Source organism: Hyphococcus sp., from assembly GCF_041986965.1.
Classification (GTDB): domain Bacteria; phylum Pseudomonadota; class Alphaproteobacteria; order Caulobacterales; family Parvularculaceae; genus Hyphococcus.
Genome location: NZ_JBHIXB010000003.1, coordinates 265,417 through 288,089, shown reverse-complemented (window position 1 = coordinate 288,089; position 22,673 = coordinate 265,417). Strand labels below are relative to the sequence as shown.

20 protein-coding genes are annotated in these 22,673 nt (G+C 59.8%); 15 read left to right on the top strand and 5 right to left on the bottom strand.

Features of this window, described 5'->3' with window-relative positions; all coding sequences use genetic code 11:
* The first annotated feature begins 201 nt into the window (after positions 1-201).
* From ACFC5L_RS15080 to ACFC5L_RS15065, 4 genes are all read left to right on the top strand, one after another.
* On the top strand, positions 202-3,204 hold the full coding sequence (locus tag ACFC5L_RS15080) for a TonB-dependent receptor domain-containing protein (RefSeq protein WP_375203549.1): 3,003 nt from the start codon (positions 202-204) through the stop codon (positions 3,202-3,204).
* A 209-nt stretch (positions 3,205-3,413) separates the two neighbouring features.
* Complete coding sequence (locus tag ACFC5L_RS15075; protein ID WP_375203550.1) at positions 3,414-4,154, top strand: SDR family oxidoreductase; 741 nt, start codon at positions 3,414-3,416, stop codon at positions 4,152-4,154.
* A gap of 99 nt (positions 4,155-4,253) precedes the next feature.
* Positions 4,254-5,417: an acyltransferase family protein gene (locus ACFC5L_RS15070; protein ID WP_375203551.1), complete on the top strand. Its 1,164-nt coding sequence runs from the start codon at positions 4,254-4,256 to the stop codon at positions 5,415-5,417.
* 274 nt (positions 5,418-5,691) lie between these two features.
* Positions 5,692-9,702 carry an amino acid adenylation domain-containing protein gene (locus tag ACFC5L_RS15065; RefSeq protein WP_375203552.1) on the top strand — a complete coding sequence of 1,337 codons (4,011 nt, stop codon included), beginning with the start codon at positions 5,692-5,694 and terminating at the stop codon, positions 9,700-9,702.
* A 20-nt stretch (positions 9,703-9,722) separates the two neighbouring features.
* Here ACFC5L_RS15065 and folD read toward each other — a convergent pair whose 3' ends face one another.
* Both folD and yghU read right to left on the bottom strand, forming a co-directional pair.
* Entirely contained in the window at positions 9,723-10,589 is an 867-nt protein-coding gene (gene folD / locus ACFC5L_RS15060) for a bifunctional methylenetetrahydrofolate dehydrogenase/methenyltetrahydrofolate cyclohydrolase FolD (RefSeq protein ID WP_375203553.1), read from the bottom strand.
* Between the two features lie 88 nt (positions 10,590-10,677).
* On the bottom strand, positions 10,678-11,586 hold the full coding sequence (yghU, locus tag ACFC5L_RS15055) for a glutathione-dependent disulfide-bond oxidoreductase (RefSeq protein WP_375203554.1): 909 nt from the start codon (positions 11,584-11,586) through the stop codon (positions 10,678-10,680).
* 362 nt (positions 11,587-11,948) lie between these two features.
* On the opposite strand from yghU, the gene ACFC5L_RS15050 reads away from it, so the two are divergent.
* On the top strand, positions 11,949-13,898 hold the full coding sequence (locus ACFC5L_RS15050) for a hypothetical protein (RefSeq protein ID WP_375203555.1): 1,950 nt from the start codon (positions 11,949-11,951) through the stop codon (positions 13,896-13,898).
* Positions 13,899-14,128: 230 nt separating this feature from the next.
* Here ACFC5L_RS15050 and ACFC5L_RS15045 read toward each other — a convergent pair whose 3' ends face one another.
* The gene (locus ACFC5L_RS15045) at positions 14,129-14,353 is read right to left on the bottom strand and encodes a tautomerase family protein (RefSeq protein WP_375203556.1); all 225 of its coding nucleotides are present in this window, start codon (positions 14,351-14,353) and stop codon (positions 14,129-14,131) included.
* A gap of 139 nt (positions 14,354-14,492) precedes the next feature.
* On the opposite strand from ACFC5L_RS15045, the gene ACFC5L_RS15040 reads away from it, so the two are divergent.
* Positions 14,493-16,049, top strand: a complete 1,557-nt coding sequence (locus ACFC5L_RS15040) for a winged helix-turn-helix domain-containing tetratricopeptide repeat protein (protein ID WP_375203557.1) — start codon at positions 14,493-14,495, stop codon at positions 16,047-16,049.
* Positions 16,050-16,074: 25 nt separating this feature from the next.
* Here ACFC5L_RS15040 and ACFC5L_RS15035 read toward each other — a convergent pair whose 3' ends face one another.
* A complete protein-coding gene (locus tag ACFC5L_RS15035) occupies positions 16,075-17,238 on the bottom strand; it encodes a PA0069 family radical SAM protein (protein WP_375203558.1) in 1,164 nt (387 codons plus the stop codon).
* Between the two features lie 154 nt (positions 17,239-17,392).
* Between ACFC5L_RS15035 and ACFC5L_RS15030 the strand changes: the two genes are divergently transcribed.
* From ACFC5L_RS15030 to ACFC5L_RS14990, 9 genes are all read left to right on the top strand, one after another.
* The gene (locus ACFC5L_RS15030) at positions 17,393-17,638 is read left to right on the top strand and encodes a hypothetical protein (protein ID WP_375203559.1); all 246 of its coding nucleotides are present in this window, start codon (positions 17,393-17,395) and stop codon (positions 17,636-17,638) included.
* Between the two features lie 31 nt (positions 17,639-17,669).
* Positions 17,670-18,068 carry a hypothetical protein gene (locus ACFC5L_RS15025; RefSeq protein ID WP_375203560.1) on the top strand — a complete coding sequence of 133 codons (399 nt, stop codon included), beginning with the start codon at positions 17,670-17,672 and terminating at the stop codon, positions 18,066-18,068.
* Between the two features lies 1 nt (position 18,069).
* Positions 18,070-18,276 carry a helix-turn-helix transcriptional regulator gene (locus ACFC5L_RS15020; protein ID WP_375203561.1) on the top strand — a complete coding sequence of 69 codons (207 nt, stop codon included), beginning with the start codon at positions 18,070-18,072 and terminating at the stop codon, positions 18,274-18,276.
* On the top strand, positions 18,273-18,446 hold the full coding sequence (locus ACFC5L_RS15015) for a hypothetical protein (protein ID WP_375203562.1): 174 nt from the start codon (positions 18,273-18,275) through the stop codon (positions 18,444-18,446). Before ACFC5L_RS15020 ends, ACFC5L_RS15015 begins: the two co-directional genes overlap by 4 nt.
* A 10-nt stretch (positions 18,447-18,456) precedes the next feature.
* Positions 18,457-18,612, top strand: coding sequence for a hypothetical protein (locus ACFC5L_RS15010; protein ID WP_375203563.1), 156 nt, complete (start codon positions 18,457-18,459; stop codon positions 18,610-18,612).
* Positions 18,613-18,675: 63 nt separating this feature from the next.
* The gene (locus ACFC5L_RS15005) at positions 18,676-19,362 is read left to right on the top strand and encodes a TIGR04283 family arsenosugar biosynthesis glycosyltransferase (RefSeq protein ID WP_375203564.1); all 687 of its coding nucleotides are present in this window, start codon (positions 18,676-18,678) and stop codon (positions 19,360-19,362) included.
* Entirely contained in the window at positions 19,362-19,964 is a 603-nt protein-coding gene (locus tag ACFC5L_RS15000; RefSeq protein ID WP_375203565.1) for a TIGR04282 family arsenosugar biosynthesis glycosyltransferase, read from the top strand. The genes ACFC5L_RS15005 and ACFC5L_RS15000 overlap by 1 nt, the downstream gene beginning before the upstream one ends.
* Positions 19,965-20,013: 49 nt before the next feature.
* Positions 20,014-21,165: a dipeptidase gene (locus ACFC5L_RS14995; RefSeq protein WP_375203566.1), complete on the top strand. Its 1,152-nt coding sequence runs from the start codon at positions 20,014-20,016 to the stop codon at positions 21,163-21,165.
* Between the two features lie 71 nt (positions 21,166-21,236).
* Positions 21,237-22,319, top strand: coding sequence for a DUF3667 domain-containing protein (locus ACFC5L_RS14990; RefSeq protein WP_375203567.1), 1,083 nt, complete (start codon positions 21,237-21,239; stop codon positions 22,317-22,319).
* A gap of 108 nt (positions 22,320-22,427) precedes the next feature.
* Here the strand turns inward: ACFC5L_RS14990 and ACFC5L_RS14985 are convergent, their stop codons facing one another.
* Positions 22,428-22,577 carry a hypothetical protein gene (locus tag ACFC5L_RS14985; protein ID WP_375203568.1) on the bottom strand — a complete coding sequence of 50 codons (150 nt, stop codon included), beginning with the start codon at positions 22,575-22,577 and terminating at the stop codon, positions 22,428-22,430.
* Positions 22,578-22,673 lie beyond the last annotated feature (96 nt).

Below are 22,673 nucleotides of genomic sequence, written 5' to 3'. Positions count from 1 at the left end.
TGCATTGCAATATGCAGGCGGCTCCTCTGTAGACGTCTTAATCTGTCTTTCCGCAATGCCGTCAAGCGCAAACCGATATGCCTTCCGGTGCAAGCTCATTTTTCACATCTGTGAGAGCTTCTTCATGGCAAAGGCGCGGGGGCCGGCTTTTCAAAAGTCGGAAAACACCCGCGCATAAATAACGCCTGGGAGGGCAGTACATTGCGAAATTCATTCCTGCACCGCATGCCGAAATCCGCGCTCTTGTCTGGCGCATCCGCAGCCATGCTTGCGCTCGGCGCTGCGCCAGTGATGGCGCAGGACACCGACAGCGCTGATGCAGCCGGCACAAGCGACTATGTCATCGTAACGGGCTCGCGCATCAAGCGGACCGGCTTTGATTCACCGACGCCCGCGACCGTGATGTCCGGCGATCTCATTGAGGATCTGGGGCAGATCAATGCGGCGGAAACGCTGAAGCTGATCCCGCAGAACTCTTCTTTCCAGTCCGATTCAACGGCGGGGATTACGGCCGGCGCCAATGTCGGCGCCAGCTTCGCCAACCTTCGCGGCCTTAACCCGTTCAACGGCACGCGCACGCTGACGCTTGTGAACACGCGCCGTTTCGTGCCGAGCTCCGATGGCGGCGCCGTGGATCTCAACATCATTCCATCCTCGATGATTGAGCGTGTTGAAACCGTCACGGGCGGCGCCTCGGCGGCCTATGGCTCCGACGCTGTGGCCGGTGTTGTGAACATCATTCTCGATACGGATTTTGAAGGCTTCCGCGGTCAGGTCGATTACGGCCAGACATCGCGGGGCGACGGCGAAACCTATCACGCCTCGCTTGCGCTCGGCACGGGCTTTGCGGATGGACGCGGCCATGTCGTGTTCGGCGGCGAGTTCCAGGATCAAAAAGGCATTGGCGATTGCGCCGATGTGCGTCTGTGGTGCGCCGAAAGCTGGGACCGTTTCACCAATGCCAGCAACCGTCTCGATAATGGTAACCTCTCCGGTTACGACATTCCCGGCTCGCCGGGTTATGGCCTGCCGAATTTCATTATCGGGCCGAATTCCAAACAGGCGTTCAACGATCCCCATGGGGTCGTCAGAAACCGCGACCCGGCAGATCCGGCGGCGCGCAACAAGCGGTTTAATGACGACGGCACAGGCATTCTCGACTTCGACACCGGCAAGTATGTGTCGACGTCGACTTTCGGGCCGCGTCAGGGCGGCGACGGCGCATCGACTTACGCCGATCCCGACATTCAAACGCCGATCGAACGCTATGTCGGTTATCTCTACAGCGAGTATGAGCTGACGGACAGTTTGAACGTCATTGGCGAGTTTACCTACGCCAATCGCACGGCGAGCAATTCCGGCGTCACGGCCGGCCCGCGCTCCACGTTTTTTGTAAAGCCGACCAACGCCTATCTGCCGGCCGAGCTTGTAACGCTGTTGAACGGCACGTCCTTCAGCCTCGGCAAGGATATCGACGCGCAGGTGCCCGCTTACAACGAAGCCAAATCGGAAGTCTTCCGCGGTCTTGTGGGGCTTAACGGGTCCTTCGGCGATAGCTGGACCTGGGACGTCTATTATCAATATGGCCGCAATGACCGTCATCAGGACCGGGACAATTCGCGGGTCAATACGCCGTTCATCTACGCGCTGGACGCCGTCGTCGATCCAATGACGAATGAAATCGTCTGCGCCGAATTGTTGGAAGCCGATCCCGATCCGATTGCGCAGGGCTGCGTTCCCTTCAATCTCTTCGGGCTCGACAATCTCGATCCTGCGGCGGTCGCCTATGCGTATCGTCCGGTCGTTGAAGACTTTGAATACACCCAGCATGTCATCGCCGGCAGCATTCAGGGCGAGATCTACGAAGGCTGGGGCGCTGGTCCCATCGGTATTGCGGCGGGTGGTGAATATCGCGACGAAAGCGGCGATGTCACACACGGCGATATTCCGAACTATAATGACTACGCCTTTACGTTCGGTCTCGACTTCGCTGGTGAGATCAGCGTCATGGAAGGGTTCTTCGAACTGAATGTGCCGCTGTTGCGCGATGCGCCGCTGGCCGATTATCTCGAAATCAACGGCGCGGTGCGGCAAACCCGCAACCACGCCACGGACACGCTGACGTCGGAAGAGAAAACCTCGAACGCCACCAGCTGGAAAGTGTCGACGATTTACGACATCACCGAGGGGCTTCGTTTCCGCGGCTCGCGCTCGCGCGATATCCGCGCCGCCGGTTTCCGTGAATTGTATCTGAAAAATGTGCCGACGGAGGAAGGCTCCTCGCAAGGGATCGTCGACAACCCGGCCATTCCGGGCTCGCCCGGCGGCGGCGGCGACGATCCGACCCCGATCCTGTCGGGCGGCGCGTTCTCTTTGACGCCGGAAAAAGCGGACACGACGACGCTCGGTCTTGTGGTGTCGCCGGGTTTTGCGCCGGGGCTCACTTTCTCCGCCGACTGGTACCAGATCAAGATCAAGGATGTGGTGACCACGTTGACGGGGCAGGGCATCGTCGATTTCTGCGACGAATATGATCTCTTCTGCGACCGCATCAGCTACGCTGACGCCATGGACATCACTTTCGTCGATGCGCGCCAGGTGAATCTTGGCCAGCTGACCGTGCGCGGTTTCGATTTCGAAGTCGCCTATAATCTGCCGCTGGACAATCTCCATGACGGATTTGCCGGCGATCTTAATTTCCGTTTGATGGCGAACCACCAATATGACTTCGTGGTGACGCCGGATCCGACGGTCGATCCCATCGACTATGCGGGACAATCCGGCCCTGTTCGCGATGGCGGTGATTTCAACCCGGCGCCGAACTGGATCTGGAACGGTTTCGTTTCCTATGACCTTGGCGGTTTCAACTCGACGGTGACCGTGCGCCGTGTCGGTTCCGGCATTTACGGCGTCGAATATACGGGGCCTGAAGATCCGGGCTACGATCCGATGCTGGCCAACAGCATCAGCACCAACCGCGTCGACGCTGCGACCTATGTCGATCTCGCCGTGTCCTACGCATTCGGGGTGGGGTCCAATGAGGAAAACTTCGAAGTCTTCGCGGCGGTGAACAACCTCTTTGACAAAAAGCCTCCGGTTGCGCCGGGCGGCGGCGGTCTTGGCGGGTCGAACTATCCGACCAACCCGGTCTATTTCGACACCTTCGGCATGCGCTTCCGTACGGGCGTCAGGGTTCGTTTCTAGAGCGCCGGGCGAAAAGGGTCCGCCGGTTTTTAACATCACCGGCGTGCAAGGAAGAAAGACCTTCCCTTCGGTCCTTCGACCTCTCCCTAGCGAAACGGGAGGAGCCGGGTTCAACCCCGGCTCCTCCTTTTCCATAAAGGGGAAGTCTTTGCGCCCTTTGCGAATTCGGGGCATGTTGTTGAGTGAAAATGAAGGACGAGTGATGATTTATGGCTGAGCCTGCGCCCTTATTGTTAGTAACCGGCGGCAGTCGCGGCATCGGCGCGGCGACAGCGCTGGCGGCGGCGCGCGCGGGGTTCGACGTTGCGCTCACTTACGCCAGCAACAAGGCCTCGGCGGAAAAAGTCGCCGGCGACATTAGCGGCCTTGGACGTCAGGCTCATATCTTCAAAGTGGATACGGCGCGCGAGAGCGACATCGACGCGTTGTTTGCAAAGCTTGACGAGATCGGCGGCCTGGAAGCGATTATCTATAACAGCGCGATCACCGGTAAAAATTCGGCGCTTGTCGACGCTGATACAAAGACCTTGCGCGAGGTGCTGGAGGTTAATCTTCTTGGCGCCATGCTGGTGGCGCGCGAAGGCGCCAAAAGGCTGTCGACAAAACGCGGCGGTAAAGGAGGCGCCATTGTCTTTATTTCATCGCGCGCGTCTCACTACGGGTCGCCCGGCGAATATGTCTGGTATGCCGCTTCCAAAGGCGGCGTCGACAGCCTGACGGTCGGCCTTGCGCGCGAGCTTGCGGGCGAGGGTGTGCGTGTCAACGCCGTTTCCCCCGGGCCCATCGACACCGAGATGCACCGGCCCGGGCGGCTGGAGGAAGCGATCAAGCGGTTTCCCTTTGGGCGTGCGGGAACGCCCGAGGAAGTGGCGGACGCCGCGATATTTCTCGTTTCTGAAAAGTCATCTTTCACCTCCGGCGCCATTCTCAATGTCTCCGGCGCCGCCTGATCCGCGTCCTTCTTTCAGGAGCGCGTGGGCTTTTCATCATGGGTGGGGCTTGAGGCGGGGCCGTGTCCGCCCTTAGGGTGCCCGCCGTGGAGGGGGACCATGACGGCGCGGCTTTATTACATGGACAATCTGCGCGCCGCGGCGATGCTGGCGGGCATCTTCTTTCATGCTGCGCTCGCCTACGCAGCGCCGCTGAATGAGTTCTGGTTCATCACCGACGCCAATGATTCACCGTTGCTGACCGTATTCGCCTGGGCCTCTCACGCTTTCCGGATGCCGTTGTTCTTTCTGATCGCCGGATATTTCGGTCATCTCTTGACGGAAAAACGCGGACTGAAAGCCTATCTGCGCAATCGCCTGTTGCGCGTCGGCGCGCCGTTTCTGATTTTCCTGCCGCTGGTCGCCGCAGCGGCTTTCGGCGTCATCAGTTTTTCGTTTTCTTATGTCGATGAACCTTCGCGTATGATGCTCTTTATTCGCGAGCGCATGGAAAACCCTTCCGGCGGGATCGGAGATGTCGGCACCCTGCATTTGTGGTTTTTATATTATCTCCTGTTCTTTTCCTTGATCGCCGCCGGGCTGACGCAGATACGCAAGCCAAAGCTCGAGGCGGTTTTATCGAGACTGACATCGTCCGTCTGGCTGCTTGCCTTTCTGCCGCTTCTTCTGGCGCCGGCGCTGTTTTTCGCCGGCGCGCCGACGCCGTCGCCGGACAGGCTGATGGTGAAGCTATGGCCGTTCGGCTATTTCGGCTTGTTTTTCGCCTTTGGCTGGCGGCTTTACGGCGCCGAGGATTTTCTGACGCGCGTGGGAAAGGCATGGCCCTTGCTGCTGGCGATCGCGCTATGGTGTTTTCTTGTCTACCATCTTTTATTGCCGGAACTCAGCTATCCGCCCGAGCCTGTCGAGTTCTGGCGGCGCGTGACGCTGGCGGTACTGCAGTCTTATATTTCGGCGCTGGCGACGATTGCGGTGTTGTCGCTCGGCAGGATGTATGGGGATGTTGAAAGCGCCTCCATTCGTTATGTCGCCGACGCCTCTTATTGGCTCTATATCATTCATTTGCCGCTGGTGGTGTGGATGCAGGCGCTGCTCGCCAATGTCGATCTCAATGTTTGGTTGAAATTCATAATATCATCCGTGGCGCCCATATTGATCGGGCTCGGCGCCTATGCGCTCTTTGTGCGCTATACGCCCGTCGGAATGCTGCTTAATGGCGCGCGGGTGCGGCCCGCTCCCGCTATTGGCGCGTTACGCCCCTAACTTTCGCCGGTTGCGGCGCGCGTCTGGTGCGTGCAATTCGCGTCTTGCTTGACAAATTGTCTCAGCAATGGTGCATTGCAACAAGTTTCGGCTTTCGAAACGACTTGGGGGAGAGGCCATCGTGGGGAGCGATGACCATCGAACCGGCCTTTCATCGGGCCGGTCAACTGTGTCGTCTTATGACGGGGACGGGAGCGCGGCTGCGTTGGCGCCCGCGCATGAGCCGTCGTCACATCAAATTTCCACCCGTCCTTTCCGGCCACCCGACGCCGGCTTGCAAAAATTCAAACCGTCTTCCGCCGCCGGCGCCGCGCTGAAAAAGACGCAACGGCGCCCGGAGACGGCGCCGCCTCAGACGGGACCGGAAATCTTGCCGCTTACTGTTGCGCAGCGCGGCATCTGGATCGGCTCCAAAATCAGCCGTGTGGGAACCATTTTCAACATCGCGGAAGCGCTGGAGATTCACGGCGCTGTCGATCCCGATATCTTTGTCGCGTCGATCCGGCAGGTGATCGCCGAAGCGCAAACGGCGCGCGTAAATATCTTCGAAGACGCCGACGGCCCGCATCAGATCGTTCATGAAACTTATCGCGGCGCTACGCCCTTTATGGACTTTTCGAAGGACGCGGCGCCCGATGCGGCGGCGCAGGCCTGGATGATGGCCGATGTCACCGCGCCCTGTGAGATGGAGCGCGACCCCTTATGGTTTGGCGCTCTTGTGAAAACCCATGAAGACCGGTTCTTTTTTTACCAGCGTGCGCATCACATTGTACTCGACGGATTTGCGGGCGGTCTTCTCGTTCGCAGGATCGCGGAAATCTATAACGCCGCCATCGACGGCCTTGCGCCGCCGCCATCGCCTTTTTCGCCGCTGAAGACGCTGATCGAGGAAGAAAAAATCTATCGCGCATCAAAGGCGTTCGACCGGGACCGTCGATACTGGCTTGACCGTCTCGATCAGTTTCCCGAGCCTGTCTCCCTGGCGCAAGGGCGCGCCCCAACCGCAAACGGTCTTGCGCGCGAGACAGTGCGATTGGCGCCGGAAACGGCGGATGCGTTGCGCATGCTCGCCAAGACGGAAGGATGCAGCCTGCCGCAAATTCTGATCGCGCTGATGGCGGGCTTCATTCATCGCACAACCGGCGCGCGCGATCTCGTTTTGGGCATGCCGGTTTCTGCACGCAACAAGGCGGCGCGGCGCGTCCCGGGCATGGTTGCGAACGGGATCATGCTGCGGCTCGACATAAACCCGGAAGAAGATTTCCGCACGCTCGCCGCGCAAGTGGCGAAGGAAGTGCGCCGGGCCCTGCGCCACCAGCATTATCGCTTTGAGGATATGCGCCGCGATCTGGGGCTGACCGGGCAGCATGATCACATTGCGCGTGTCGCCGTGAATATCGAGCCTTTCGATTACAATCTCACTTTCGGCGGCGCGCCGACGACCGCGCACAATCTCGCCAACTCCTCCGTCGAGGATATGGTCATTTTCATCTATGACCGCGGCGACGGCGCTGACCTGCGCATCGACTTTGACGCCAATCCTTCGCTTTATTCGGAAACGGAGCTGCGCGATCATCGCCGTCGCTTCGAGACGTTTTGCCGGGCGTTGCTGACGGCGCCGGACGCGGCGATGGAAAAAGTCGAGCTCATTTCCGATGAAGAGCGCCAGCGTCTTTTGTCGTGGGGGCGGGGTGAGCGCAAAGTCGTGCCCGACGCGCCTGTATTCCAGTTAATTGAAGACAACGCCGCGCGGGATCCGGACAGCATCGCCATCCGTTTTGATGGAAACAGCCTTTCCTATGGGGAGCTCAATGCGCGCGCCAATGGTTTTGCGCGGCGCCTGCTTGCCGAGGGTGTCGGGCGCGGAGACATTATTGCGCTCGCCCTGCCGCGCAGCGAATTATTTCCCATCGCCATGCTCGGCATTGCGAAAGCCGGCGCGGCCTATCTGCCAATCGATCCGTGCGATCCGCCAACGCGCATCAAGCGTCTGCTTGAAGACGCGCAAGCGAAAATGATCATCGCGGAAGCAAAAGACGCTTCTGTTTTCGACGCAGGAGATTGTCCTGTGTGGCGGGCTGAAGACTGTTTTGCGAACGAAGACGCAGTCAACATCAACGATCATGAACGCGGCGGTCCTGTCAGCGCCCGTGATCTCGCTTATCTGATTTATACTTCCGGCTCTACGGGCGCGCCCAAAGGCGTCATGCTTCATCATGGCGGGCTGACAAACACCGTCTGTGACGCCATGGAATGTTTTCCGCTCACCGCAGAAGACAGGCTTGTCGCTGTGGCGCCGTTCACGTTCGATGCGTCGGTGATCGAGTTGAACACGGCGCTTGCCGCCGGCGCTGTTGCGATCATCGCGCCGCAGAAAACAATTCGCGATCCTGCGGCGCTTTCCGGCCTGATGCAGCGCGAAGCTGCGAGCTTCATGATTGCAACGCCGACCTTGTGGAGCATGTTGATCTCAAGCCGGTCTGTTTTATTGCAAGGGATTAAAGCGGGCGTTGCAGGAGAAGCCTTGACGCCGCGGCTGGCGCGCGCGCTGCACGATCTTGGAGCTAAAGTCGCCAATTATTACGGGCCTACGGAAACGACGGTGCAGTGTGTTGTCGCGGACATCGGCGAGGAAAACCTTGCGGCGCCGCCGATCGGCAAACCGATCTTGAATGCGGACGCCTATATTCTCGATGACCGTCTCAACCTCGCCCCGGCGGGCGTTGCGGGCGAGCTTTGTATTGCGGGCGCGGGCGTTGCATTCGGCTATCTCAACAATCCGGCGCTCACGGCGGAGAAGTTTCCGGTCAATCCGTTCGACCCGCAAGGCGGGCGGCTTTACCGCACGGGCGATCTGGTGCGCTGGCGCGAGGACGGCGTCCTTGAGTTTCTCGGACGCTGCGATCAACAGCTAAAAGTGCGCGGGATACGCATCGAACCGGGCGAGATTGAAACGGCGCTGCTGGCCTGCGATGGCGTCAAGTCGGCCTTTGTCGACGCCATCGAAAATCCGAAAGGCGGGAAAAGTCTTGCCGCTTATGTGGTCGCCGATGACGGCGCCGCGCTCGATGAAACATGCCTGCGTCAGGCTTTTTCGCAAACCCTGTCGGTGAATGCGACGCCCTCGAAGATTTTCATCCTCGATGCGTTGCCCCTGACGCGTAGCGGAAAGATTGATCGCAATGCGCTGCCGAAAACATCCGGTCAGACGACCTCCGGTTATGTGGCGCCGCGCACACCGACCGAACAAAAGCTTGCAGACATTTTTCAGGAGATGCTGGGGCTTGAGCGTATCGGCGTTGAGGACAATTTTTTTGAGCTTGGCGCCGACTCGCTGACAGCGGTTCAGCTTTTGGTCGAAATTGAAACGCAGTTTTCAACGCAATTGTCGCTGCTGTCGTTATTTGACGCGCCAACCATCGCCAATCTTGCGCGCGAGATGGACGGCGCCGGCGCCAGCGATCCGTTTGAGACGCTGTTTCCCTTGCGTCGGCATGGGGAGGAGGCGCCGCTTTTCTGCATTCATTCGATAGTCGGCGTCGCCTGGTCCTATGCCGGTCTGTTGCGGCATCTAAGCCCCCATTGCCCGGTCTATGGGCTCCAGGCGCGGGGACTGAAAGACGGCGATGCAGCGGCCTTGCCGGATAGCATCGACGCCATGGCGGAGGATTATTTACGCGAGATCAGGGCGATCCGCCCCCATGGCCCTTATCGGCTGATGGGTTGGTCCCTTGGCGGCCTTGTCGCCCATTCGATTGCGGCGAAGCTCGAAGCGGCGGGCGAAAAAGTGGAGATGCTCTGTCTCCTCGATTCCTTTCCGTTTTCGCGCGCGTTAGGAGAAGTCGAAAATGAAAGCACGCTTGTCGATATCGCGCTGCAATTTGTTCATCAGCCTGCGGACGCCATGGGCGATCGGGCGAAATCGCTGGCGTCGCTCGCCGATTACATGTTTTCCGCCTTTGATGTCTTCTCCATGCCGCTGATTGAAAAAGCAGGGATTGACGGCGCCGCCGCGCGCGAACGGTTCCAGCGGGTCATCGAAAACTGTTTCCGCATCACCTTGCGGCACCGCCCGCCACAAGTCGCCGCAGACATTCATGTTTTCCGCGCCGCGACGGGGAGAACGCCGGCTCTTGACGATGTCATTGAACAGGCGCCCGGCGCCTGGCGCACCTATACCAGCGGCAAGATGTGCGAAGTCAGCGTTCCGTGCGGCCATTTTGAAATGCTGAACGCCGAGCCTTTGCAGGAGATCGGGCCGAAGCTGCGCGATCTTCTTCGGTGACAAGTCTGCGTTAGTCTTCTTTATTTTTGCATTTTCGCCGCAGTGCGTTCGGCCGACGCAATGGTGTTTTCAAGCAGCATGGTCACGGTCATGGGGCCGACGCCGCCGGGCACCGGCGTAATATAGGAGGCTTTTTTCGATACGCCTTCAAAGTCGACATCGCCCACAAGACGGCCGTCGGGGAGGCGGTTGATGCCCACATCGATGACGACGGCGCCGGTTTTCACCATTTGCGGGCCAATGAGGTTCGGCACGCCTGCGGCGACCACGAGAATATCGGCGAGGATCGTGAATTGCGCCAGGTCGCGGGTCTTGGCGTGACAGATCGCGACGGTGGCGTCCTGCGCCATCAGCATGATCGCCATGGGCTTGCCGACAATGTTGGAAGCGCCGACGACAACGACATTCTGACCTTCAACGTCGATGTTTTCGCTTTCGAGCATCTTGCAGACGCCATAGGGCGTGCAAGGCGGAAAGAAATCGTCCTTGCCGAGAACGAGACCGCCCACATTGTAGAGATGGAAACCGTCAACATCCTTGTCAGGCGAAATGGTCTCCAGCACCCGCTCCATGTCGATATGGTCAGGCAGGGGAAGCTGGACCAGAATGCCGTGAACGCCGGCATCGGCGTTCAGCTGATGGATCAGCACCACCAGATCTTCCGTCTTGGTGTCAGCCGGAAGGCGGTGCGTGTAGGACTTGATGCCGACGGCGTCGCAGGCGCGTATCTTGTTGCGCACATAGACGGCGGAGGCCGGGTCCTCACCCACCAGAATGACGGCGAGACCGGGCGTAACGCCCGTTTTTTCAACCAATGCGTCGACGCGAGTCTTGCATTCACCGCGGATCGCCGCGGCGACCTTGTTGCCGTCAATGACTTTAGCCATGCCGTCACCTTAAAAGGGAACGGTTCCGCCCAGTGCGGAACCGTTTGTATGCTACACTAACAGTCTCATATAGCACTGAGCGGCGTTTTCAAACCCTTTCGCCGCCGCGCGCAAGCACCATGTCCTCGCGGTTTTTCTCGAAATCGCTGGCGTCATGGCGTTCGCGCAATTGCGAGTCCGGCCCGCCAAAGGTCCGGTTCACCATGCGTCCGCGCTGAACCGCCGGGCGGGCGTCGATCAAATCGACCCACCGGTCGAGGTTTTTATATTCATGCACGGACAGAAATTCCTGGGCGCCGTAGGCCTGGCGCATGATGGAGCCGTACCACGGCCAGATCGCCATGTCGGCGATGGTGTATTCATCGCCCGCCATATATTCGTTTTTGGCGAGATGGGTGTCGAGCACATGAAGCTGTCTCTTCGTCTCCATCGCAAAGCGATTGATGGCGTATTCGATTTTGAACGGCGCATAATTATAAAAATGACCGAGGCCGCCGCCCACATAGGGCGCTGATCCCATCTGCCACATCAACCAGTTCATGGTTTCCGTACGCTTGCGGGTGTCGGTTGGAAAAAACGCGCCGAACTTTTCAGCGAGATAAAACAGGATGGAGCCGCTTTCGAACAGGCGAATGGGCGGGTCGAAAGAATGATCCGCCATGGTCGGGATTTTGGAATTGGGATTGAGCTCCACATATCCGCTGGAGAACTGGTCGCCTTCTCCAATCTGGATCAGCCAGGCGTCATATTCGGCGCCCGCATGACCGGCGGCGAGAAGCTCTTCAAGCATGACGGTCACTTTGACGCCATTGGGCGTGCCCATGGAGTAAAGCTGGAGCGGATGCTTGCCCACGGGCAGCTCTTTCTCGTGGGTTGCGCCGGAAACCGGCCGGTTGATGCTGGCGAAGGCGCCGCCATTTTCCGCGTCCCATGTCCAGACCTTTGGCGGGACATAGCCTGGCGGCTGGTTTTTCGACGGATCGTTGGTTTCACTCATTTCGGAGCCTCTTTCTCTTTATTCCGTTTTCACCAGATAGCGGCTTGGGGACGATAGACGAACACACAAGCGCTTGAGCGACTATTTTAGAAGCTTTTTCCTGCAACGCAGGATCGTGGGCGGCGGCTGACGGTTTAGCGCGCCTGCACAAAGCGTTAGGTCCGGTTACAGAATTCCCGGTTCAGCTTCTATTGCGGTTTGGGTGTGATCTTCATCACACCCCGATGACGGGATCACTGATTCCGCCTTAATTCGGCCCCGCCGCCGCCGCGCTCCCCGGGTCTTTAGAGCGTTGCAGCACTGCGTCGCTCTTCAGACGCAATCGGGCTGCGAACATGAATTGCAACAGGGGAGAGATTGCAATGACATTCCTTAGAACACCGAAAATGCGCCGTCTGGCGCGTCATCTTCTGGCTTCGGCCGGTCTTGCGGCGGCGAGCTTTGCTCATGCCGGCGCCAATGCGCAGGAAACGATCAGTTTCCCGGCGCGTGCGTCGGATTTGTCCGGCGAGAGTTACTGGTCCGTCACCGAATTTTCCGAAGGCTGCTGCGTTATCGATTTTAACGTCAAACGCTGGACCGGATCGGGCTGGAGCGGCGGTTCCGGTTCGGAGAACAAAGACGACTATGACTGGAACGTCCCGCTTTATGCGCCGGCCAATGGCGTCATCGCCAGCTGCTGGCGGAATTTTCCGGAGAACTTAAAACAAGGCGCCAGCAACCGTCATCCGGACTTTCCGAGCAAGATCTTCGGCGGCGGCAATCATGTGATGATCATCACCGATGAAGGCAATGTCATCTCCATGGCGCATTTCAAGCAGGGATCAATTCCCGCCGAGCTTTGCCCGCCCAATAGCGGCAATACAATTTATCCCAACACGGTCGACAAGGAAGCGGGCTGGCGCGTTGCGTCTTACATTGAGCCGGCGAACCGTCCGCGCATTGTCGAGGGGCAATATCTTGGCCGCGTCGGCAATAGCGGACAATCCACGGGGCCGCACTTACATATGGATTCGCGTCCCATTACCGGAACCGACGCCTTCGGCCGTGAGGAAATGGGCGCCGCCGTCAGGATGCGTTTCCGCGACAATTGGGGGCATCCTTACCTCAACCATTCGACCAATGACGATCCGGCGAAATGGTATCGCTTGCGCGGCGGTCAGTTTGGCGGCAATGCGGCCTGCGAGTCCTATCAGTCAAACGCGCCGGAATGCGGCTTCAAATTTGTCCACGCCTCGCCTTATCTGCGCCGCGCGGACGCGTCGGCCGGCGCCATCAAGGGCGGCGACACATTGTTTGTTTCCGGCAATCGCGCAGTGACAGCGACGATCGGCGCCAATAACAATCTGAAACTGATTGGCTGGGATCTGATCGGCGTTTCCTCAATCAACCGCAAAGGAGAGATTGAAGCCGGCGCGGTCAAGGAGGTGAAACTGTCCGAACCGGCCAATGGCTATGTGCTGGCGGCGGTGCGCCAGGCCGACGACCTTTTGAAACTGATCGCCTATCGCGTGACGCCCACAGGCGGCTTTCAGCGAGTCGCAGACAAGACCGCCGGCAAGATCAGTACGCTTGATGTTGCGACTATTGGCGGCACGGACAAAAAGACCGTGACGGCGGTCAGAACCCAGAACGGGGGGATGAAGATCATCGTTTGGGACATTCAGGTCGCCAATAACGGAACCGCCTCTGTCGTTCGCCTTGGCGAAGCGTCCACCGGCGCGGTGTCGCAGATCGCGTTGTCGCGGGCGAAAAACTTCAACGGCGTTTACGCCGCTGTCCGCGATTCAAACGCCAATCTGAAAGTCGTTCCGTTCAAGATTTCCACGAACGGCCAGACGGTGACGCGCGGAAAATCGGGAACAGCGGGTGCCATCCAGGGCTACCTGTCCGTCGCGCCGTTGGCGCAAGGCGTCGCCGCCGGCGTTCGCGACAGCAATGGCAAGCTCACCATGATCACCTGGTCGTCCGGTTCTAACGGCGATATCGGCGCGCGCCGGTCCACCTATCGCGGCGGCGATGTCGGCGAAATCAAGCTTTTGACTTCGCCCCATGGCGGTTCGAACCTGACAAGCGTTGTGCGCGACTCGCAAGGCAAGATGAAGCTCATTGGCTGGAAGGTGAACAACAATGGGACCAATCTGCGCCGGGTCGGATCGTCCGGCACGGGCGCGGCGTCGAAAATTTCCGCCGATGTTCATTCGCGGTCCTATCCGGGCAATGATCCGCGCGACATGATCCTGACGCTCGTGCGCGACAGCGGCGGCGACTTCAAGCTGATCAGCTGGGACACCAATCTCGTCAATCCATAATTGCCGATCAGCATTCCAGTAAGACGCGCCGCCGGCATTCCGGCGGCGCGTTTTTGCGCTTAGGCCAAGGTTGCATAGGTATAGACCGCGGGCGCAAATGCAGCCGTCAGCACAGCCACAAAAGACAGGGATGCTATGAAGCGGGTCATGTCTTTCTCCTTTTTTGTTTTAGCAGCAATGAAATGACGGCGGCCGGGAGAGGTCTTGTCAGACAGGCCAGGCGAGCGCCGTCAGGCGGCTTTTCCAGCGGCGAGCGCGTGCACCTCTTTGGCGGAAAGTTTCTGTCCGCCAATGGCCCAGTCGCCGCCTTTGACTTCATTGATCTTGACCCAGGTGACCTGGCGCATGTTTTCGCCCTCAACGGCGATCATGGCCTCGGTGACCTTGTCGATGAGGTCGGCTTTCTGATCCGGGGTGAACACGTCTTCGATGAGATCGATGGTGACGAGCGGCATGGTGTTTCTCCTTTTTCTGTTGGGGGCCGGCATTTGCGCCAGCCCGATGAGGGGAGGTGTAGCGCCCGGCCGGGCCTCAAATCCTGCAGGAGAGGTGGAGAAGTCGTGGAGATTTGGCGGATTCCGGTATAAAGGGCCGATGATTTACCGGTTCGGGGATTTTGAGCTTGATGCGCGGACGATGGAGCTGCGCCGGGAAGGCGCGGCCGTTCCCGTGGAGCCGCAGGTCTTTGCGCTGCTCCTGCTGCTTGTCGAAAACCGCGACCGCCTCGTTTCCAAGGATGAATTGATCGAGAAAATCTGGGAGGGGCGGGCCGTTTCGGACTCGGCGCTGACGAGCCGCATCAAGTCTGCGCGTCAGGCCCTTGGCGATGACGGCAAGGCCCAGCGCTATATTCGCACCCTTCACGGTCAGGGGTTTCGCTTCGTCGCCGAGGCGAGACCGGCGGGCGGCGATTACGCCTCGACGGCGCCTGCGCCGGACGCCGCGCCGCCTGTGTCGCCCGCCGGAGACAAGCCTTCGATTGCGGTTCTGCCGTTTCGTCTGGTGGGAGTCGCCGGGCCTTATGCGGCCATCGCCGACGCGCTGCCCCATGAGTTGATCTCGGAATTGTCGCGCCTGCGCTGGCTGTTTGTGATTGCGCGCGGCTCGTCTTTCCGGTTTCGCGGCGCGGATCCCGACATTGGCGAGGTCGGACGCGCGCTCGGCGCCCGTTACTGTCTTTCCGGCATGGTTGAGATTGCCGGAAACAGGATCGCCATTGCCGTCGAACTTGGCGATACGCGCGACGGCGGCGTTCTGTGGGGCGAGCGTTATGACGCCAGCGTCGACGAGATTTACGACATCCGCACACAAATCGTCTCGACCATCGTGTCGGCGCTGGAAATCCAGATCTCCGTCAACGAGGCGCAGCTTGCGCGCCTGAAAGGCCCGGAAAATCTGGATGCCTGGTCGGCCTATCACATTGGCCTTCAGCATCTTTACCGCTTCAATCAGAAAGACAACGACATTGCGACCGCGATGTTCGAAAGGTCGGTCGCGCTGGAGCCGACTTTTGCGCGCGCCCATGCCGGTCTTTCCTCTTCGCGGTTTCAGGACGCTTTCATCCGCTACAAGGATGATGTCGACGCTGCGCGAAAGACGGCGCGCGCCCATGCGGAGCAGGCGGTGGCGCTCGATCCGCTCGATCCCTTCGCCAATTTCGCCATGGGCCGGGTCCACTGGATTGAAAACACCATCGCCAGCGGCACGGGCTGGCTTGACCGCGCCGTGCGCCAGTCGCCCAACTACGCGCAAGGCATTTACGCCCGCGCCTGGGCGGATGCGGTGACGGGGCGCAGCGACGCGGCGCGCAAGGATGTGGATCTCGCCATGTCCTTGAGCCCGCTTGATCCGTTCCGTTACGCCATGCTCGGCGTGCGCGCCTTCACGCATTTCAGCGAAGGCGATATGAGCGCCGCGGCGCGCTGGGCCGATGATGCGGCGCGGGCGCCCGGCGCCCATGTGCTGATCGCCATGATCGCGGTCGCGGCCCACGCCGCCAATAACGATCATGAAAAAGCCGCTCACTGGGCGGCGACTGTGCGCGTGCGCAATCCGCATGTCAGCCAGAAAGAATTTTTCACTTCTTTCCCGTTCGAGCATGTGCAAACCCGCGAACGCGCCGCAAAGGCGCTGACCGCGTACGGATTTTAGACGGCCAGGGCGCGCGGCCGGCGCATCACCCGAACAAATCCATCTGGCCTGACACCTCCACCGGGACGCGGAAGCGGGAGAGATCGATCGGGGCGTTTTCCCGGTCGAAGCCGAGGCGCACGCGCGCGGCGCGGTTGCGCTGGGTGATGAGGCGGGCGTAAGGCGTCGTGATCTCGCGTCCGCGTGACCAGTTGGGGTCGTAATCCTTGCCGCCGTTCATATTGCGGATATGGCCCATGATGCGTTTGGCGCGGTTCGGGGCGTATGTTTCAAGCCATTCCTGAAACAGGGGGGAGACTTCCAGCGGCAGGCGCAGGATGGTCATGGCGGAAAAGCTCGCGCCCATTTCCGCCGCTTTTTCCATGATCGATTCCATCTCGTCGTCATTAAGACCGGGGATCATGGGCCCGGTCATGATGCCCGTCGCGACGCCGGCGTCGACAAGCTTGCGGATGGCTTCGAAACGCCATTTCGGCGCCGAGGCGCGCGGCTCCATGGAACGGGCCAGCGCCTTGTCCTGCGTGGTGATGGAGATCATGGCGCGGGTGAGGTTCTTCTCCGCCATGGGTCCCAGAATATCGAGATCGCGGGTGATGAGTTGCGACTTCGTCAGGATCGTCACCGGATGATTGAAGCGCGAAAAAACAGTGAGGATGCCGCGCATGATCTGGAAGCGCCGCTCCACCGGCTGATAAGGATCGGTGTTCGTTCCCATGGCGATGACCTTGGGCCGGTAATTCTTGTTGGAGAGTTCTTTCTCCAATAGTTTGGGGGCGGACGGTTTTGCAAACAGCCTTGTTTCGAAATCAAGCCCGGGGGAAAGGCCCATATAGGCGTGGGTCGGCCGCGCGAAACAATAAATGCAGCCATGCTCGCAGCCGCGATAGGGATTGATGGAGCGTTCGAACCCCACATAGGGCGAGTTCACAAAATTGATGATCGTGCGCGGGTTCTCATAGGTGATCTCGGTCCTGAGCGGCGGCAGGTCTTCATCGAGATCCCAGCCGTCATCCAGCTCCTCGCGCTGTTCTTTTTCATAGCGGCCCGACGCGTTGGACCGCGCGCCGCGCCCCTTTCCCCTGGCGGTCACCCGGGCGGAGCTCTCCGGGGCGGCGGAGGCGTCCGCCCCTTCATCCCCCAATGAGGGGCGGCGGTGCGGGTGAAAGGAAAGGTGCGCGGCGCGGGCCATGGCCGGACGCTACCAAACCGATAGAACAAATCAAGAACATTTTTTCACCATAGCGCGGGAAGACAAGCCTGCTTGACAGCCTCGCGTGAGGCGCCTATGTAAAGCTCACTTGTCGTAAAGCTTGCTTGTCATGCGTGGAAAGAGGAGAGATGAGATGGGCGCCAAGAAGATGATTGTTGCGGGTGTGTGGCTGGCCGCCGCCGCGGTCTGGGCCGGGATTGCGATTTTTTACGTCGCCGCCGAACCAGACAAGAAAGCGTGGACGATGGCGGTGGTCGCCGGCGCGCTGGCGGTTGAAGTCGCCTTCTGGACGACGGCCGCGATGCTCGGCCTGACGCTGATCGAAAGCCGCCGGGCTGTCTTCCGCTTTCTCACGCGGCCGTTTCGCGGCGAGGCATGAAACATCAGGATAGAGATGAAAGGAGCGCCTTATGTCGGAGCGCATTCAAAAAGCGAAGCGCCGTTACACGATACAACTGCTTGCCGCCATGGCGCTTTACGTCATCGTTCTCTTCGGCGCGCTGGCGGTTTCGAAATCCGTTGAGTCCGGCCCGTTGCTAACCGTGCTGGCCCTTGCGCCCTTGGCGCCGATCCTTCTTGCCGCCGTCGCATTTTTCCGATTCTACCGTAACATGGACGAGATGCAAAAGCGCGTTACGTCGAATGCGGCGGCGCTAACGCTGGTCATCGGCATTCTCGGCGCCATCACGCTCGGCTTTTTAAAGCGGTTCGGCGTTATGGATTTCGAAGACGACATGATCTTCTTCGGCCCGGTGATGATCGGACTGTGGGGCGTCGTGCGATTTCTGATCGGCGGGCGGGACTGCTGAGATGGAAAACCGGTTGAAGGAAATGCGTGCGGAACGCGGCTGGTCCCAGAGCGATCTTGCCGAAAAGCTCGACGTGTCGCGCCAGACCGTGAATTCGCTGGAGCGCGGTAAATATGATCCCTCGCTGCCATTGGCGTTCAAGATCGCCGCCGTGTTCGAGCGCCCGATCGAACAGATTTTTACGCCCGACAGAGGAGACGCAGCATGACCAGACAAGTTCGCGCCGGGATCATGGGCGCCGCCGTCATCATCGCGCTGGCCGCCGCCCTGAAAGACAATGCGGTTGCTTTCGCTGTGGGCGTCGCTGTGCTCGTCGCTTTGGGCGGGTTGTCCCGGGGCGGTTCATCGTCCCGCCGGCGCGATTGCGCCAGAGACTGAGGGGGAAGACGTGGCGCATCTCAAGGGAACGCTTCTCGCCTGTCTCGGCGCGGCGCTGGTTGCGCTGTCGGCCGCCGGCCTCAAAACGGAGAAGCGGGGCGCCTGCACGGCGCCGGAGGCTGTAGCGGACAACGCCGGCGCTGTGCGTCCTTTGTTGATCTTTTAACGCTCACGCATATTCGATCCGGCGTCAGGCGACAAGGGCGGGCGGCGGCGCTATAGCGGGTCCATGATCTCTGTCGTCATTCCAACGCTTAACGCCGATGCGCGGCTCGGCGATTGTCTCGATGCGCTGGTGACGCCCGCGCTTAATGGGCTCGTCAAGGAAGTGATAATTGTCGATGGCGGCTCGCGCGATGCGACGCTCGCCATGGCGGACAGTTTCGGAACGCGCATTCTCACGGCGCCGCCGGGCAGGGGCGGGCAGTTGAAAACCGGCGCAGAGGCCGCGCGCGGCGATTGGCTCTTGTTTCTTCACGCCGATACGGTGCTGGAAGCGGGTTGGGCGGCGGAGATCGCCGAGTTCATCGCCAAACAGCGTTATGAGGCCGGAGTTTTCACCCTTAAATTCGACGCCAAAGGCATCGCGCCGCAATTGGTTGCCCTCGGCGCGATGCTCCGGACACGTTTTGCAAAAGCGCCTTATGGTGATCAGGGCTTGCTCATTTTAAAAAAGACCTATGAAGAGATCGGTGGTTTCGCTGATATGCCGCTTTTTGAAGATGTGGAGATCATCAAGCGTCTTCTTCGCATAAAGGGTCCCCACGCCTTGCATGTTTTCTCGTCCAGGGCAGTGACATCCGCTGAACGTTATGAGCGGGAAGGCTATGTAAAACGTGTTTTCAAAAATTTTGTGCTGCATACGCGTTATCAATTCGGCGCTGCGCCGGAAAAACTGGCGAAGGCTTATCGCTGATGCGCGGAACGGTCATCATTTTCGTCAAGGCGCCGGTCGCAGGCCGTGTGAAGACGCGCCTTGGCGCCGACATCGGTTATGGCCGCGCGGCGGCGTTGTTCCGCACCCTGACGCAGCGAACCATTTTGGAAAGCCTCAAAGGCGAGTGGCAAACGGTGCTTGCTGTCGATCCGCCGCTTGCGGCGCATGAGTCGGCGCGATTCTGGCCGTCGTGTTTGCCGCGCGTTCCGCAAGGGCAGGGCGATCTTGGGCAAAGGATGGCGCGCGCGTTCGACCATGCGCCGCCGGGACCGGTCATCATTATCGGCGCCGATGCGCCGGGGTTGCGCGCGCAGCATTTGCGAGCAGCGTTTCATGCGCTCAAGGGGGCCGGCGCGGTGTTCGGTCCGGCGGAGGATGGCGGCTATTGGCTTGTCGGGTTGAATCGCCGCCGCGCCGCGCCGGAATTGTTCAAGGGCGTTCGCTGGTCGACGAAACATGCGCTGAAAGACACGGTTCAAACCCTGCCGCCAGATTTTGACGTGCGGATGATCGAAACACTCGCCGATGTGGACGAGGCGAAGGATCTCGCCGTGATCGGACCGGCTGCGGCGGCGCATTGACCTTGTATGGCGCCCGCGTCACTCTCGCGCGAAAAGGGGAGGCTTCCGGATGAAATGGATCGGCATAGTTGTTGCGGCGCTTGTCGCTATCGGCGCCTACTTTTTCTATGGCGTCCTGCCGCAGCGCTTTGATGCGAAGACGAATGTGGTGCTTGCGCATGAGCCTTATGCGGTAAGTGATGAAGCGCGCGCGCTGCACGGAACCATTCCTGTCGCCGATCTTCACGCCGACACATTGCTCTGGAAACGCAATCCGGCGAAACGCCAGTCACGCGGACAGACGGATCTGGTGCGCCTGCACGAAGGCGGCGTCGCCTTACAGGTCTTTACGGCGGTGACCAAAGTGCCGCCCGATATGAATCTCGATGAAAACGCCGCAGACAAGGACAGCCTGACCTTGCTGATGATTGCTCAAGGGTGGCCGCCGCGCAGCTGGTTTTCGATTTACGAGCGCGCGGCGTATCAGGCGGACCGGCTGTTAAAACTGGAAAGCGACGCGCCGGATGAATTTGTGTTCGTGCGCAGCGCCGCCGACCTTCAACGCGCGCTCGACCAGGGAAAGCTCGGCGGTGTTTACGGGATTGAGGGCGCCCATCCGCTCGAAGGCAAGCTCGAAAATATTGCGCTCTTGCGCGCCAAAGGCTTGCGCGTCATGGGGCTTCAACATTTTTTCGACAATGAACTTGGCGGCTCGCTGCATGGTCAATCGGGCGCCGGTCTCACCGATTTCGGCAAGGAGGCGGTGGACGAGGCGGTGCGCCAGGGCATGATCATCGACGTCGCTCATTCGTCTCAGGCGGTGGTGCGCGATGTGCTGGCGCGCACAACGAAGCCGCTGATCGTTTCGCATACGGGCATCAAGGGCCATTGCGACACGGCGCGCAACATCCCCGACGACTTGATGAAAGCCATCGCCGATCATGGCGGACTGGTGGGCGTTGGTTATTGGGAGGCGGCGGCCTGTTCGACGACGCCGGAAGGCATTGCGGCGCAAATCGTCTACGCCATCGGTCTTCTCGGCCTCGATCATGTGGTGCTCGGCTCCGACTATGACGGCGCCGTCACCACCGGATTCGATGCCTCGGAATTGCCGGCGCTGACCCAGGCGCTGATGGACGCCGGGCTGACGGAAGAGCAAATTCGCGCGGTCATGGGCGGCAATGCGGTGCGGTTCTTTCTGGAGCATCTGCCTGCGCAATAAGCAGGCGTGTGTCATCTGTCCGAAAGCATGCTAGTTAGTACACAAATTTTTTCGTGAAGCGGGGGCGCATCATGACTGCGGAAAAGCCAACACCGGCAAAGTCGGCTAAACCGGCTAAACCAAAAAAGCCAAAAAAGCCGAAAAAGCCAAAGAAGCCGGAAGATCCAATTCCGCCTGACGGCGCCTGCAAGAATTGCGGGACGGTGCTGACCGGCGCTTATTGTCACCAATGCGGCCAGCGCGCCGATGAGCCGCGCCGTGTCGTCGTTGGCCTTGTGCAGGATTTCCTCGTCGACACCTTGGCGATTGACGGCAAGCTGGCGCGCTCCATCGGTCTTCTGCTCTGGCGTCCTGGACGCCTCGCGCGGCGTTATCTCGATGGCAAGCGGGTCAATTACTCGCCGCCTTTCCGGCTTTACCTCTTCGGCAGCGTTTTCTTTTTTCTTCTCGCCTTTGCGATGATCGGAACGCCGTCGGGTCTCGATCCGAAAGCCGTAAGCACGGCGGCGCTCACCGAGGATGTGCTTGCCGACATAGAGGCTGATGACCCCGACGCCGCTGCAAGGCTGCGCGCCTTGAAAGAAAGCCGGGAAGAAGAAACTGACGAAAGCGCGACGGAAGAAACCGGCGAGGGTGCAGGCGAGGAACAAAAACGCCTCGACATTGAGAAGACCTGGGAAGAGCGCAATTATGACGGGCCCGACTGGCTGGAGCCCCATGCGCGGAAGATGTATGAAGCCGCGCAACATGCGTTTGAGGATCCGCGCTTGTTCTTTGCGCAATCGAAGGAAAACCTGCCGCGTGTTTTGCTTTTAGCGCCGATCTTTTACGCGCTGATTTTGGTGCTTCTTTATATCTACCGCCGCAAATTCTACGTCTACGACCATTTTGTCGTCAGTCTTTACATGCATGCGGCGCTTTATGCTTACCTCTTTCTTGCGCTGGTTCTGAGCGCTGTACCCGGCGTCGGTCCGTTGCTCGCCGCCATTCCCTTGATCTGGGGATGGCTCCAGCCCTTCGTCGTCTTCCGTCAGGCTTATGGCTCCAACTGGATATCGGCCTTTTTGAAATGGGTGATTTCCGTCGCCGTCTATTTCGCGCTGCTGGCCCTCATCATCACCCTCGGCTTTTCCGTCAGCCTCTATCAAAGCTGACCCCATGGCCTCTAAACTTGGCCCCAAAACAGCAACCGCCGCCCGGATGGGGCGGCGGTTGCTGTTTTATCTGTTCGCTGCCGCCGGTGAAGCGCCAGCGCCGGTCTTTTAGGCGGCTGCGCCCGTGGCGAGCGCGGCGGGGATCGCCACCGCCATCGCGACAATCGCGACCAGAATATAAAAAGCGACGGTTTTGGTCTTCGGGCCGGCCTTGAAGGCCGGAGCGGCGAAGTCCGCCGGATTGGTTGTAATCGCCATAAAATTACTCCTCAGGGCCGCGTGTTCTGGGCGTAATCGCCTATTGTTTTAGGGCCCGTCATAAAACTGTCATCAATATGGCGCACGCGGTGCGCA

Bases quoted from the DNA above. Each gene is read 5' to 3' on its own strand.
- yghU (WP_375203554.1), bottom strand. From the start codon at position 11,586: ATGAGTGAAACCAACGATCCGTCGAAAAACCAGCCGCCAGGCTATGTC.
- ACFC5L_RS15035 (WP_375203558.1), bottom strand. From the start codon at position 17,238: ATGGCCCGCGCCGCGCACCTTTCCTTTCACCCGCACCGCCGCCCCTCA.
- ACFC5L_RS15050 (WP_375203555.1), top strand. From the start codon at position 11,949: ATGACATTCCTTAGAACACCGAAAATGCGCCGTCTGGCGCGTCATCTT.
- ACFC5L_RS15045 (WP_375203556.1), bottom strand. From the start codon at position 14,353: ATGCCGCTCGTCACCATCGATCTCATCGAAGACGTGTTCACCCCGGAT.
- ACFC5L_RS14995 (WP_375203566.1), top strand. From the start codon at position 20,014: ATGAAATGGATCGGCATAGTTGTTGCGGCGCTTGTCGCTATCGGCGCC.
- ACFC5L_RS15025 (WP_375203560.1), top strand. From the start codon at position 17,670: ATGTCGGAGCGCATTCAAAAAGCGAAGCGCCGTTACACGATACAACTG.
- folD (WP_375203553.1), bottom strand. From the start codon at position 10,589: ATGGCTAAAGTCATTGACGGCAACAAGGTCGCCGCGGCGATCCGCGGT.
- ACFC5L_RS14985 (WP_375203568.1), bottom strand. From the start codon at position 22,577: ATGGCGATTACAACCAATCCGGCGGACTTCGCCGCTCCGGCCTTCAAG.
- ACFC5L_RS15000 (WP_375203565.1), top strand. From the start codon at position 19,362: ATGCGCGGAACGGTCATCATTTTCGTCAAGGCGCCGGTCGCAGGCCGT.
- ACFC5L_RS15070 (WP_375203551.1), top strand. From the start codon at position 4,254: ATGACGGCGCGGCTTTATTACATGGACAATCTGCGCGCCGCGGCGATG.
- ACFC5L_RS15005 (WP_375203564.1), top strand. From the start codon at position 18,676: ATGATCTCTGTCGTCATTCCAACGCTTAACGCCGATGCGCGGCTCGGC.
- ACFC5L_RS14990 (WP_375203567.1), top strand. From the start codon at position 21,237: ATGACTGCGGAAAAGCCAACACCGGCAAAGTCGGCTAAACCGGCTAAA.
- ACFC5L_RS15075 (WP_375203550.1), top strand. From the start codon at position 3,414: ATGGCTGAGCCTGCGCCCTTATTGTTAGTAACCGGCGGCAGTCGCGGC.
- ACFC5L_RS15015 (WP_375203562.1), top strand. From the start codon at position 18,273: ATGACCAGACAAGTTCGCGCCGGGATCATGGGCGCCGCCGTCATCATC.
- ACFC5L_RS15040 (WP_375203557.1), top strand. From the start codon at position 14,493: ATGATTTACCGGTTCGGGGATTTTGAGCTTGATGCGCGGACGATGGAG.
- ACFC5L_RS15020 (WP_375203561.1), top strand. From the start codon at position 18,070: ATGGAAAACCGGTTGAAGGAAATGCGTGCGGAACGCGGCTGGTCCCAG.
- ACFC5L_RS15030 (WP_375203559.1), top strand. From the start codon at position 17,393: ATGGGCGCCAAGAAGATGATTGTTGCGGGTGTGTGGCTGGCCGCCGCC.